This window comes from Vibrio rotiferianus (assembly GCF_002214395.1).
GTDB lineage: Bacteria > Pseudomonadota > Gammaproteobacteria > Enterobacterales > Vibrionaceae > Vibrio > Vibrio rotiferianus.
This window is the reverse complement of the sequence record NZ_CP018311.1, coordinates 1,682,133-1,694,369: the sequence shown is the minus strand read 5'-3', so window position 1 is coordinate 1,694,369 and position 12,237 is coordinate 1,682,133. Positions and strand designations below refer to the sequence as shown.

Here is a 12,237-nt window from a genome sequence, read left to right as displayed (position 1 = left end):
GTTATTTGGTTAATAACAAATCAATTTCAATACGACGGTTTATTGACCTGTTTGATTCACTGTCATTTTCCACCAAAGGTCTCGCATCACCTACGCCTTCAGGAATTACCCTACTCTTCAAAGCGCCGCTATCTAAAAGTCTGTCTGTTAGTGCTGTCGCTCTTGCAAGCGATAGATGCCAATTGGATGGAAATTTGCTAGTAAATATCGGTTTATCGTCCGTGTGTCCGGTAATCACTATTTTCCCTTCGACAGACTCCAAAGTCTGGCCAATCTTAAAAATGATCGGGTCAATATACTCAACAAGTTCAGCACTTCCAGATTCAAATAAATCTTGAGCTTTAATGGTGATCCTAACTCTATCCTGCAACGAATCTACGGATACGATGCCTTTCTCAATTTCAGTCGCAAGATAGACTGAGAATTTTTCCGCAATTGGCTTAGTGTTGATAATCGTAGATGTAGAAATAATTGATTGGTCTTTAGAAACAAGGTTCATCAGGTTTGAGAAAGTCTTGTTCGACGCCGAGTTGAGAGCATGGTTAAAGTACATAAAAACACATACCAGAATTGCGACTGTTACAGAGCATAATACCCATATAGGTGCACTCTCTGCTGATTGAGAACCACTTGTGACACTTTCGGTTGGGTCGTAAGCCCATTCGATGTTGTTACAACGGCCAAAATTTTTAAGTATGGAAGTAACTTGTTTTCGTAGCCTCCTGTGAGACTCTAGGCCATTTTGCTCTAAACGGTACTGCCCGACAAAGCCAAGAGACATACATACAAACATTAGCTCTAGCAAATCAAGGTTACTTTCTGCGGTATCCATACATTTTTTCAGATTCTCATAAAATGCCTCTCCTCCCTTTGAAGACGAGTAAAAAGATGACAATAAAGAATCATGACTCCATGCAGATTGCCCGCCCCAATTCGTATTTAATACAGCCTCATCAATAACGCAGCAGAGGCTATAACGAGCAATATCTATCGTTTCTAGACTTACTTCCTGTTGACGCAGACGATTCTCATAGTCACGTAACTTTTGAGCTAGTGACTCCTTTAAGTGGTGAATATCCGAATGAGTCGCCGTGGCTCGGATCTGAGCCACTATAGACAAGATCCCATTAGCTTCCGCGAGAACTGGGTTGCTACCATAAGCAACGATACTGTCATTGTTAATATGTTCAGCATTTGAGCTAAGTACTATCGTACTATCCGATGATACCTCTTTCGTTGTCGGTGGTTTCTTTCGACCAGGGCTCGGCTTGACTATTGTTTGTTCCATTCGTGTCACTCTTATTGACTGATACACCAAAGCTCTAATGCAGCGTTGGGAAAGTTACCTGACAGATGTAACGCCATACCACCACTTTCACTGAGTCGTGTCCAAAAATGTCCTTTCTTTATGACTTCAAAGTAAACATAGCCAGTTTGGTAAGCGATTTGACGAGGAACAACCGATAGAGGCGCAACAGAGATACCGTTAATTTGGTTGTTGATAAGATCACGAATTTGCTCCACTGCACCAAATTTCAATTGTCCAGGAACAAGGCGTCGAATTTCTTCAGTATTAATGTCCGCTTTAACTGCTAGTACGAACTGACAGCTTTCGAGCAACTTTTTATCCGGAAGAGGCGCAACGTGTATCCCATATTGCCTTGACTCTAATGGCAGTTTAGTCGCGGTCTGATCCAAGACAACACTTAGGTATTGGCTTATTGTTTGGTTTAAAGATTGGAAGAAACAGCCCAGTTCTAAATGGTCATATTGCTCAACGCTAGGTAAACGTTTGGACTTATTTGAAAATGTCGCCAACTCTCCAAGATAACTTTGTAACAACATTGAAAAATCGACTGGAGTGATGTGATCTAACTCTTTTATATGGCGAAATTTAGCTTCATATTTGTTCAACATCTGCAGCATAATGAAATCAACCGCAGAGGCTGACGCAGCCTTACCTTGACCTAACCTCTGAGAAATTGAGTCAGCTCGGATCTTTGTCATTGCTGTAACGTTGTCTAAACACTCTGTAAGCTGTGAGTTCTTCTTCACATTCAAACTAGGTGGAATGAAATCCTCATCTAAAACAACTTCTCCTTCGAGCGTCACTTCCTTTATTCGACAAAGTGGAATCTCTACATAACCCGCTAATTTTTCATTAGAACACTTGAGTTCGATATTAAACGTTTTTACTTGGATAGTTTCTTCATCTAAACCAGTATTCGAGTCGATAAGTTCGACATCATCAAGAGAAAACCGTTTAATCTCCTCAACATTATCAGGACTTACACTCTTTTCTTGACAGTTTAATTCCGGCAGTACAATTTTTATCAACGTATTCTCCACACCTCTATCTATAGAGACTGGCTTAGGAGATTTGTGTTTGTTTGGACAGTCTATTACCGTCATATCTGGAAAAATGGCAGTCAAAGAATCGATTCTTACTTGTCCGTCTTTCAAGGCTGCTTCTGACAAATGTAAGTTCCATATTCCCCAGTAATAAGGAGATATGTACTTTGCTAAATCCCTAAATTCAGAGGTTAAAGCCCTATCTTGCTGTTGAAAGTGTTGGGGACGCAAAAACATCCCCTCACACCATGCAGTTAAAGAGTATTCAGTCATTTATTATTGCCAATATTTATTTTACTACTAGTGATAAATCATCAATCAAGACTTCATAAGTGTTATAGCCAGTTTTATCTACTTTGATAACTTGTCGCCAATTAGAGTTTTCTATATCCCTGAAAGCTGCAACTAGCCCAATAAACTCTGTTTTAGGGTTCATACTTGCTTGATAGTTTTCCACTGAGTCTGGTGTCAGCGAAAACTCAAATTTATTAACGAGATCTGGACCAAGTACTTTTTCCGGATTTTCATATAACGAAAAGAAATCCTGATTAGAAAAAATAGTATCAGAAGTAAGCTCAAACACATAAAACACAACAGGTGACGGCCTTCCATTTGAGTCCGGATTGATATTATGCGCTGACTTTACTTCAAAATTAGAATAAGGCTTAACAACAAAATTTGCGGCACTACAACCTACAATAATAATTAACAAAAACAATATTAAAAACATTCTCAACATACTAAATTCCTTCTTCTAATGTTCCCCACGCTGTGATGAATCATAATATTTAGCAAAATCATCCAAATAAAAAGGCGTATCACTATTTACTATCTCATCAAAAAGTTGACGGTGTATATTTTGGAAATTTCTCCAATTGGTGACATATTTTCTTGACGGCTTAATCTTGTTAATTAGCGAACTGCCACTTTGATTTGATATTGAGATTGACTCTGGATCCATGAGGGACATAACACCAAGCACTGAACCTTCAACCCCCTTCATCAAAGCGCTCTCATGTTTTTCGATATCTAGAAATGCTTCTCGAATAGCTGCATTGGGATCTATAAAGCTGGAAGTCTGTCTATTATACAAATTGTGAATTGCGTCTTCTAAGTTAGCAGAGAACTTCAATGGGTTATTTTCTTGCTTTTGAAATGCAGTATGGTTAAGCCGATTGTTTTGCTTAAATTGAGCTCGCTTGTGTAGTGTTTCCATCAAACCGAGTAACATCAGAGAAAATGACTCTCCAAGTTGCTTGTACCAGTCTTCTTTGTTGCTTTGAGGTATCAATTGCGGGTTTATACCAAGCCCAGTAATGAATGCGTTTAACTCCTCGCACCCTCCAACATTAATCGATGATTTGTTATCCCGAAGTCCATCTTCTTCAGGCTTATTCTCAATAATATGTGGCGTGTCACTCACATCAAAAAAGTCGTCGGTCAAACCAATATCTAATTGAGTGCTACATTCCTCTTTTGGATTGGTTTCCAGCACTTCTGGTATACTAAAGCCGAAATCATCGTAGTCCGATTTAGCTGTTGGCACGAGAGTCTTGTGGTGCTTTTCAGCTGCAATATTGTCTAACCTAGTTGATACAATTTCGCTCTCAGAAGTGACTTCCACCGTAACTTGGTAATCACCAATAGATAACGTGTCACCATCATTCAAGAGAGCTTCATTCCCTTGCCCGATCGGGCTTACGGCGTTATTAACAAAAATACCATTGGTGGACATATCGCGAATTAAAAATGTGTCACCAAATTTGACTAGTTCACCATGTAAGCTAGATACTACTCGTTCAGGGTCTGGCAAAGTCCAATCACAACCTTCTGAGCGGCCAAATGTAGCTTTAGCATGTTCACTTCCTTCATTAAATTTGAAATCCGTTTCAATCTCTGGAGTAAACTTGTGAAAACTTGTAATGCTTAAAAGCAACATCAAATAAACCTCGCTGAAAATTCACTTAGAAAAAAATAAAATACAATTAAATCAATAACCATATTTAAAACTAAGTAAATAGTTTAGAAAAGAGCACTAATTAATTACACGAGAAGAATAATGAATCATTTTCAACCCAAAGCAATAAGTGAATTTTGAATTACTCCAATAATACAGCAGAGTTCAAAGTTTTGACGCATTAGATTTCATACGTCAAATTTCTGATGTTAGCTTGACCGAGAAATAGGAATCTAATCATTTTTATGTAGATAGGAAATAATATATTTCACTCATCATTATTTATGGAGCAATTTTGATGGCTGACAGTAATAAAGACAAATCTATTATTAATAGATCTGATGGTGATAAAACGAAAGTTGTAAAGAGTCAAAAGAAAGACAACAATAAAGTTAATAGAAGAAATATAAAAACTGAGGGTAACTTCAAATCGAATAGCATTAGAAGTGAAAATTCATCTCAAATTTGCAACGACGTTGAGAATGCAATTAATAATCAAAATCCCACTAAATCTGCATCTACTCTGGATGCTAACCCTCTGCTCGGAAAGGTCATCAAGAATCGATATGAAATTGAATCTCTGATTGGTCACGGAGGGCTATGTGATGTCTATTTAGCCAAGGATATAATCCTTGATTCTTCCGGTGCAGATAACCCTCACGTTGCATTGAAGATCCTTCAGAATGAGTTCGCTGAACAGCCTGAAACTGCCCGCATGCTGATTAGAGAAGCACAACAAACTCAGAAGCTGAGCCATCCCAATATACTTAGAGTCTATGATTTCGGCGTAGATGCTAACGTGTACTTTTTGGTCATGGAGTATGTCGACGGCGAAACACTAGAGCAATTAATTCAACGTTCTAGGCCAAATGGGTTATCTTTTTCTGCCACTATGAGTATTGTTGGGCAGGCACTCAATGCCCTTGATTACGCTCATACGAAAGGCGTTGTCCATGCCGATCTAAAACCTGCTAATATTATGATCACACCTGAAGGCAACGTTAAGCTACTTGATTTCGGAGTATCCAAGACTCACAGGGTACAACAAGATAAGTATGCGGCTAGGCGACAATCTCAAAGTCTTGACACGTTGGGCTACACTCCAAATTACGCATCAAAACGAGTTCTTGAAGGGAAAGAACCAAAGTTTCAAGATGATTTATTCGCTTTCTGTTGCATTATTTATGAATTGCTATCTTGTAAGCACCCTTATAACAGAACCCCTGTCAATGAAGCCTTAAAGAAAAGCCTAAAAGTTGTAAAGCCCAACAACCTTCCATTTAGCAAGTGGCCTGTTTTAGCCTCTATCCTCAATAGTGGCAGTGTGAAAGAAGATGTAAATGCACGGCTACTATTAGCTAAGCTTAATAAGAACCACTTGAAGCTAATCACTCCACTGGCTGCAACCGTAATTTTAGCTATTGGCGCAGCTTATACCTTCCAGCACCAACAAGATAAAATTTCAGAATTAGCGTTAACCTTAAAGAAAAGTGAAGAGGCATTAAGTGAACAGCTAGACTTACTGAAGCTAACTGCTACTGAAGCTAAACAGCTCATTGACAGTGAAGTAACTGTGCACCCTGTTATCAAGGAAGGCTATTTACGCGTACACAAAGAGAGTATTCTCGGACAGTTTGAATCTGAGATTGATAGTATCCTAAACACAAGCAACACTAGCTATCCAAACTATGATCAAATTGAACTTGTGCTATCTAATGCGAGGAGTTACTACCCTGACTCTCACAAAATAGAAGTTTTGTCCGTAGACATTCAATCTAGCAAGCACTCGACCTTGCTATCAATATCCCGACAAATCAATAGTCACCTCGAAAAGTCACGTTACGTCAAAGAGCCCGATGTACGTTCTATTTACGATCTGAAACACGATTTAAATACGATTCATCGTGAGTACCGTTTTGTACCAAGTTCGCTAGCCTCAGAGGTGTTTGGCCAACAATTAACTGAAGCGCTTAAAGAAAAAGACGCAGCCTCTCTCGTTTCTTTGCTAAAAGTTGGCAACACGTTTTTTTCTGGCGTCGAGGAATATAAAGATAAGTTGGTCACGAGCAACCAAATGAAAGACTCTATACTAGAGATGAAGTTGTATATTCAATCTTTAGATTCAAATACGCCACTACCTTTCCCAACTCACGCTGCAAGAATTTTGTATAAAGAGGATTTTGATGGTTTGCATTTCCGCTTAGAGAAAGCAAAGACAACGGTTCATCTCGACAAACTCGTTGACGACCTCAACGTACTATCTAAGCGGTTTCCTGAAAGTTTCGAAGATATCAACGCATTGAAGTTCCAAATTGCTAATAAGTACCTAGACTTCTCAGACATTCTTTTGAACAAGCGTAAGGCTAAAAGTGCAAGGCGAGCAATGCAAAAAGCCAACGCTCTTATGCAACAGATGGAAAGAAGCTAATAAAAGTCGCTCGTTGAGACATCTTCTTAAGTAAAACGTGCTAACTCACTAAATTAAAAGTGATATGTCTTGCCATTATGCAACTAGATTACTACATTATAAGAAGGAGTTATGACACAAAGGATCGCATTTTGAGTATTAAGAAGGTCCAAGTTAGCCAAATTAATATACTGATAGTTGATGATTGTGAAACAGCCAGTCTGTTGATCAAGCATCAGCTACAATCGCTCGATGTGAGTCAATCCAATATAACTTGTGTCAATAACGCTGCAGACGCGTTTAAAGCCGTGAAATCTCGATTCTACTCTTTCATTATTCTCGATTACCATTTGGGGAATGAGCTTACCGGGGTTGAGCTGTTAAACTTGATGCTACGGTCTAAACTGATATCTCACCTAACCGCAGTTCTGATGATTTCAGGCGATGCTCGGCAAGAGACTGTCGCTACCTCACTGTCGGGACACGTTAGGCACTTCCTTAAAAAACCTCTCCAAACCAAAGCGTTATCCCATAAGATACAGCTAGCACTCCAAGAGCAACAGCAAATCTCCGACGTTGAACGAGAACTTAACCTTTTCAGCCACTTAACGTTACAAAAGGTTATCTCTCTAAAATCAAAATATCAAAATAGCATTTGTGTTGAATCCTTAATTATCGACACGCTCGTCAAACATAACCGCCTCAATTTGCTGAAGCACTTCCTACCTTTTTGCCAACACAAAGATCACGCCAGTTTAGTGTGCGCTCAAGCCTACCTACTTAAAGAGGAAGGGTCAGTTTTCCATGCAATTCAATTACTCGCCGATTATGTTGCAAGAAAACCACTCTGCTTGAGAGCAATGGATAATTTAGCGGGGTTGTACGAGTCTCAGCGGCAATTGTCCAACGCGCTGTTACTTGCAGATAGAGCCTTTTCTCTAACACCAAGTAATAGTTGCCGAATGATCAGCGTGTCCAGAATAGCGAGTAAACTACATAAAAAAGAGAAACTATTTGAAATTGGGTTAACCTACGCTGCGCGTTTATCACCAACCGATCCAAACTGGCTGTTCGCGATCAGTTGTTACGTTGAGTTCGTATCAAACCTCTACGGTCAACTCACTAATATTAGAGAGAAAAGAGAGTTACTAACTAAGCTAAATCACTTTTGTGAAATCGCATTTGGCCAGTTGAATCAGAGTCAGAAAGCAGATTTAAGTGCGTTAAAACAGATCATGCAATGCAACTTGCTTTTGAAAGAATCAAGACCTGAAGAGGCACATCAAAAGCTGTTACTTTCTATTAGCCTTTACTATAAAAACTTACTTGCTTGCCCAGCTATAATATTGCGTTTAGCGATACCTTTGATGGAGTTTTTTGGCGAGTTTGAATTACAGAATTCCCTCCAATTTATTTTGGATTACAAGCAAAGTGAACCCGAGGTTGAGTATATAGCTCGTTGTAATAATCGTGGCTCTGGTGATGGTGTATCAATCGAAGAGTTCCCGTTTTCTATTGAAGCAAAACTCAATTACTTAGTTAAGCAACACTCGCACTCAGGTGTGCATGAGACAACGGCAACACTAAAAAGTCTAACCCAACTTGCACTCCCTCCAAACTGGTTGGTTTGGGTTAAGGACTTTTCTTTAGGTTCTCATGCCCCCCAACTCCCCAAACCTTTTAACTTCGATTTCTCATAAAGGAGAATGAATGCCTGATTTTGGAGTCGTGAATCAATAGGTAGGCAGCGATCTGGAAGTAATAACTGGTGTATTCTGACCTACATGAGCAACTATGAAAACGCTTCTATATTAATCAAACAACTACAGAATGTGGCAAACCGGGCTGAACTTCTTGGTATCTCACAACTCGAAAGATAACACCCAGATAAATAATTACCTATTAGGGATAACTTGAGTATTCAGGATACCACAACCTAAACTCTCAATATCGCCATAGGAGGTAACGAGATGGACGATATTCGTTTCAGAGAACTGCTCGCTAAGTTGGATGACTTAAGCGATACTCAAAAAAGATACCTAATAAATAAAGCGCAACTGTCTTTAGAAGACGCGCACAAACACTCGTCAATCATGGATATCCTCTCTCAAGAAGAGTTAAACGCCCTGCTGTCTATAGATAATAGTAAAGATGATTAAGTGAGCCATGCTAGTTTGAACAATGGAAACTGCTATCAATTGGCGATGCAACACAGGCATATTTCACTAAAGGCAATACTACATGCCTGAATCTAACCTACCCCCATAACTTACCTATCTTCCAAAGCATCCAACTGTCGCGAAATGGCAATCCAGTTCAAGTCTATTTTCCTAAGATAGCCTCAGTTCCCAAATTCAGGTTGAAATTCAACGAGGTTTTTATGCTTAAGAAAACACTTATCGCAACTTCTCTTGCTTTTGTTGCTGGCTCACTGACAGCTGCACCAGTGGTTACCACTTCTCAAACCGAAACGGTTGTCGAGCAACCCCAGGTTACCGTGTTCACTAACGTGAATATCTTTAACGGTACCGATAACAAGCTGTATAAGAACCGCTCGGTTGTTGTAACGGGCAATAAAATCACCGCGATCACTGATGGTCATGCCGACGTACCTAGCGACGCTAAAGTCATTGATGGCGAAGGCAGAACCTTGATGCCGGGCTTGGTGGAATCACACATGCACCTTGCATTGCCAAAAGGCTTATTGGGCACAAACGATATGCGTTGGTCGGAAATCGCGGTTCATGCTCAAGGCTTTGGTGAGATGTACCTAAATATGGGTTTCTCAACAATTCGTGATGTTGGAGGTGCCGAAGGCTCATGGACAGACATGGAGCGCGACGGTCGCTTGAACGCCTTCCCTCGTACTTTTGTTTCTGGCGCGCCTATCGCCCCTATTGGTGGTCACTCTGACGTTGGTCTGCAATCTCGTCGCCTAACGGATTCACCTCAAAACCTAGAGATCCTGAATATCATGTCGACACCTGCTGGTGTGGATGCGATTCATGAACAAGGTCGATACAACTTCCGTCAGGGCGCGCAGTTTTTAAAGGTATTCCAATCTGGTGGTGTGTCGTCTAAGTTCGACCCGTGGCAGTACCAGTCATTGCTAGATTCGGAACTGAAAGCGGCCGTTGATATCGCGAACTCATATGGATCTTACGTATCGACACACGCTTATTCAGAAAAAGCGATTAACCAAGCGCTAGATACAGGTGTGAAGACCATTGAGCACGGCTTTATGTATTCACCTGAGCACCATAAACGCTTTAAAGAAGAAGGTGCATTCTTGGTGACAAACCTAACTGCGTTTTCTCCAGAACTTGCGAAGACGCCTGTAGTGCAAGATCCAATGATCCAAGCGAAGCTGCATTCGGCGCAAAAAGCTTTCGACTCTTACGTTGATAACGTCAATGAGGTGAACCCAGACTATCGCGCGTTTAATACCGACTGTGTTGGCGTTGCATCGACCTGTGCAAAACAAATTGCGCATGAGATTTACCTAAACGCGAAGTTCTTTGGAAACTACAATGCACTTAAAGCAATGACTTCGGTCGGCGGTCGAATCCCAGCAGAGTTGATGGAAGATTGGATTAACCCATATTCAGACGGCAAAATCGGTGTGATTGAGGTTGGTGCTTACGCAGATATCTTACTTATTGATGGTAACCCGCTAGAAGACATTACCTTAGTCGGCGGACGTGAGACTTGGTTTACCAACGATGCGAAGCCAGACGGTTCTCACCTAACAGAAATGGATCTCATCATGAAAGATGGTCAGATCTTTAAAAACAAACTGTAATCAAATACAACTCACCTCGCCTTTGCGGGGTGAGTTTTTATCGAACTAAGACGATTTAATCACCGTAAACTCGTTCCTTCCAGCTTGGCTGCACACCGAAAAACCATCTGTCATTTGAGCGATCAATATCAGCCCTCGCCCAGAAGGCAGCCAACTGTTTTCATCGAACAAGTTGGGCGCTTCAATCTGCTTAGAGATGTGATCTTTGAACGTATCTTCATCAATACCGTTTCCGTAATCAGCCACGCGCAGTTCAACTTTTGTTTTTTCCCCTTGAATCACTTCGCATTCTAACTCAACCGTTTTTCCTGCTTGTTCTTGATAGGCATGAATAAAAGCATTGTTCATCAGTTCTACCACGCATAACTCCAAGGCTTGTGTTGCATGAGAAGAGACAGAATGCAGTGTGAGGAACTCAACCAATTCTAAGCTGGCTTGGCGCGAAACCTCTAAAGATGCTTGATACGATTTCTGGAATACCGCACTCGTCGAATTAAGGGCTTGCGATTGTGCACAGCCCAACCATTGCACTTTCAACAAACTCACATCATCGTCGAGTTCTGGTTTTCCTTGCCAGTTTTGCACTTGTTCTAAAACGGCATTGGTTTGTGCTTTTTCTGGCATCGCTTTACTCCCTTCGATATTGGATAGCAGTCGATCAATGCCGTAAAGTTCCTTGCCTTGCTTGGCTTCCAATAAACCATCGGAGAAAAACCAAAGCGCGTCATTAGGCTTAAGTTGGATACTTCCACCTTGGTACATCATCGGTTCCAATGCCCCGACGATGAAGTTGTTGTCGCCAACAAGTTCCAAGCGGTTTTGTTCCGTCTGTTGCCAAACAAATTTAGGGTGCCCTGCAGTGCAATAATTCAGTTCACCAGTTTCGGTGTTCAACACGGCGTATTCGATAGTGAAATAGAGCTTGCTGTTTTGCGTTTGCTGGTAGCGTCGATTAAGCCTTTCAATCACCGCGGCAGGCTTACTGATGCGGTATTCGTTGTCACTCCAATCTAACGTTATCGACTCCGATTTGTTACGTTGTGACAAAGTTTGTTGAATCGAGAACGCCATCAACGCCGAAGAAATACCGTGTCCGGAAACATCGAAGACATAAAACGCGACGTGGGAATCATCAAGCTCCACATAACCCAACATATCCCCGCCAATCTTGGTACAAGGGACATAAGTAAAGCTGAATTGTGCCGTGTGAATCTCTTCTTCCACGGGTAACAACTGCTCCATTAGTTCCCCAGCAGAATCCAAGTCTTGTTGAATAGTTTGATAGGCCAAGTTGAGTTCTTGGTTTTTCGTGGTGAGCGTATTGTGCAGCTCTAACGTACGAAAGCCCGCTCGAATGCGCGCTTGCAGCTCAGCGACAGAAGTCTTCTTATCAACAAAGTCATCGGCGCCTGCATCCATACCTTTGATGATGGAGTCTTGATCGTTACGCGAAGAGAGAAGCACAAAGAAGATGTAACGTGAAAACGCCGACGACTTAAGCTCACGACAAAGCTCAATGCCACTAATACCCGGCATCATCAAATCGCTGAGTACAAACTGAAGATCAGTTCGGTGAGTCAGCACCTCTAAAGCAGACTCACCATCTTCAACGGCAATGACTTCATATCCTTGCTTTTGCAATGCGCTGGTCATGTAAAGCAGAACCGTTTTACTGTCGTCAACCAACAATATGGACTTCATGCGTCTCCTTGCTTGTTT

Annotated in this window: 9 protein-coding genes; 4 read left to right on the top strand and 5 right to left on the bottom strand. The window is 41.1% G+C overall.

Going from position 1 to position 12,237, the window contains the following annotated elements:
* Position 1: 1 nt before the first annotated feature.
* From tssL to tagH, 4 genes are read right to left on the bottom strand one after another with little or no spacing between them, the layout of a single operon-like run.
* Entirely contained in the window at positions 2 to 1,288 is a 1,287-nt protein-coding gene (gene tssL / locus BSZ04_RS07850) for a type VI secretion system protein TssL, long form (RefSeq protein WP_088880087.1), read from the bottom strand.
* Positions 1,289 to 1,299: 11 nt separating this feature from the next.
* Positions 1,300 to 2,625: a type VI secretion system baseplate subunit TssK gene (gene tssK / locus BSZ04_RS07845; protein WP_269456887.1), complete on the bottom strand. Its 1,326-nt coding sequence runs from the start codon at positions 2,623 to 2,625 to the stop codon at positions 1,300 to 1,302.
* Between the two features lie 16 nt (positions 2,626 to 2,641).
* Positions 2,642 to 3,091 (bottom strand): type VI secretion system lipoprotein TssJ, encoded by a 450-nt coding sequence (gene tssJ, locus BSZ04_RS07840; protein WP_088880085.1) that lies wholly within the window; start codon positions 3,089 to 3,091, stop codon positions 2,642 to 2,644.
* 15 nt (positions 3,092 to 3,106) lie between these two features.
* Positions 3,107 to 4,294 carry a type VI secretion system-associated FHA domain protein TagH gene (tagH, locus tag BSZ04_RS07835; RefSeq protein WP_167381304.1) on the bottom strand — a complete coding sequence of 396 codons (1,188 nt, stop codon included), beginning with the start codon at positions 4,292 to 4,294 and terminating at the stop codon, positions 3,107 to 3,109.
* Between the two features lie 313 nt (positions 4,295 to 4,607).
* On the opposite strand from tagH, the gene BSZ04_RS07830 reads away from it, so the two are divergent.
* The 4 genes from BSZ04_RS07830 to BSZ04_RS07815 all read left to right on the top strand — a co-directional run bounded on the left by BSZ04_RS07830 (position 4,608) and on the right by BSZ04_RS07815 (position 10,518).
* On the top strand, positions 4,608 to 6,737 hold the full coding sequence (locus BSZ04_RS07830) for a serine/threonine-protein kinase (RefSeq protein WP_088880083.1): 2,130 nt from the start codon (positions 4,608 to 4,610) through the stop codon (positions 6,735 to 6,737).
* Between the two features lie 131 nt (positions 6,738 to 6,868).
* Positions 6,869 to 8,416, top strand: a complete 1,548-nt coding sequence (locus tag BSZ04_RS07825) for a response regulator (protein ID WP_167381303.1) — start codon at positions 6,869 to 6,871, stop codon at positions 8,414 to 8,416.
* Between the two features lie 270 nt (positions 8,417 to 8,686).
* A complete protein-coding gene (locus BSZ04_RS07820) occupies positions 8,687 to 8,875 on the top strand; it encodes a hypothetical protein (RefSeq protein ID WP_010452277.1) in 189 nt (62 codons plus the stop codon).
* A 221-nt stretch (positions 8,876 to 9,096) separates the two neighbouring features.
* Positions 9,097 to 10,518: an amidohydrolase family protein gene (locus tag BSZ04_RS07815; protein WP_088880081.1), complete on the top strand. Its 1,422-nt coding sequence runs from the start codon at positions 9,097 to 9,099 to the stop codon at positions 10,516 to 10,518.
* Between the two features lie 45 nt (positions 10,519 to 10,563).
* On the opposite strand, the gene BSZ04_RS07810 is transcribed toward BSZ04_RS07815, so the two are convergent.
* Entirely contained in the window at positions 10,564 to 12,219 is a 1,656-nt protein-coding gene (locus tag BSZ04_RS07810; protein WP_088880080.1) for a SpoIIE family protein phosphatase, read from the bottom strand.
* Between the last annotated feature and the right edge of the window lie 18 nt (positions 12,220 to 12,237).

Coding starts and splice junctions, on each gene's coding strand:
- tssJ (WP_088880085.1), bottom strand. CDS start 3,091: ATGTTGAGAATGTTTTTAATATTGTTTTTGTTAATTATTATTGTAGGT.
- BSZ04_RS07815 (WP_088880081.1), top strand. CDS start 9,097: ATGCTTAAGAAAACACTTATCGCAACTTCTCTTGCTTTTGTTGCTGGC.
- tssL (WP_088880087.1), bottom strand. CDS start 1,288: ATGGAACAAACAATAGTCAAGCCGAGCCCTGGTCGAAAGAAACCACCG.
- BSZ04_RS07820 (WP_010452277.1), top strand. CDS start 8,687: ATGGACGATATTCGTTTCAGAGAACTGCTCGCTAAGTTGGATGACTTA.
- tssK (WP_269456887.1), bottom strand. CDS start 2,625: ATGACTGAATACTCTTTAACTGCATGGTGTGAGGGGATGTTTTTGCGT.
- BSZ04_RS07810 (WP_088880080.1), bottom strand. CDS start 12,219: ATGAAGTCCATATTGTTGGTTGACGACAGTAAAACGGTTCTGCTTTAC.
- BSZ04_RS07830 (WP_088880083.1), top strand. CDS start 4,608: ATGGCTGACAGTAATAAAGACAAATCTATTATTAATAGATCTGATGGT.